Here is a 1,094-nt window from a genome sequence, read left to right as displayed (position 1 = left end):
AACGGCGCGGCCTACCGCGCCTCGACGCTGCAAGGCATCTGTGCGCGCCTGGGCATCCAGCTGGTGTTCTGCAGGCCCTATGCCCCGGAAGGAAAGGAGTGTGTCGCATAGTGCACCTCATACGCCCGATCGGTTGGAACTTACCTTTGACGCTGCAGACAGCGCAGCCCTTTTCCCCTGGTGTCGATGCTTGACGGGCGAAGTCGCATCGGGGATTTCGAAGAGACATTCCCCACGGCCTGTGAAGGGGTGGGCACGTAGCAAGCCGGCGCGCCGCCACTTCTTGATGGTGTCGGGCTGGACATTCAGGCGCTCGGCGATTTCTTGCTTCGTCAGCAGGCCTCGTGCGCGCAGCCGCTCGTATCGACTTTGCAGATGGTACTGCTCGCGAATTCTGCGCACGATTGATTGGTTAAATTCGTGCCCCCATCCAGACTGCATTCCCTGCCCATTGAGCTGCTGAGCGACCTCGGCGTCAGCATGGTGCTCCAAGAGTTGGTCGACCAACTCAACGACGGCAGAGGGCGTCTGGTGAAGCTCCCACGACTGCTTTGGCAACCCCAGATGCAGGGTATGCGTCGTGCCACCGTTGAAGCGGATCTGTGCCGTAATCTCGGCTCCCTTGAGCAGGGTCACGTCCGTGATGAGAAGGCGTGCCATGCGCTTGCGCTCGCGATTCGGCGTGCGGGGATCGTTCCAGAGTCGCGGGAAGTCCATGGCCAGGCTCATGATGTCCGCACGCTGTTTGATGGTGAGGCCCGCGGCATCGTCAGCGCGCTGCTTTTGATAGCGGTCATTGGCCTGCTCGTGGGCACGAAGCTTCTCGTTCCATTCGGCTTCCAGCGAGTCGGCCACGAGGCGGTTGTCTGGGTCGACTTGCATGTACCGGCGACGCGCCAGATCACATTCGTAGCGTGCGCGCTCGACCTCTTGGCGACGCATCGCGTCGTGCTCGGCGCTGCGTGACTCGAGTTCCTTCTGAACCTGTAGAGCGAGCTCCAACGTCATGGGGGTGACCATCTCCACCAGCAGGTCGCCGACCGCCTGGTCCAAGCCAGCCCCGTGGATCGACTGGCAGATCGGCTGCCCCGTGG

General features: G+C 62.2%; 1 pseudogene. It reads right to left on the bottom strand.

The annotated features are described in order from the left end of the window. Window positions 1–117: 117 nt before the first annotated feature. A pseudogene (locus EV671_RS26580) lies at window positions 118–1,094 on the bottom strand (recombinase family protein); the annotation flags it as partial.

Source organism: Roseateles saccharophilus (assembly GCF_004342485.1).
Taxonomy (GTDB): domain Bacteria; phylum Pseudomonadota; class Gammaproteobacteria; order Burkholderiales; family Burkholderiaceae_C; genus Pelomonas; species Pelomonas saccharophila.
This window is presented reverse-complemented; position numbering and strand designations above follow the sequence as displayed.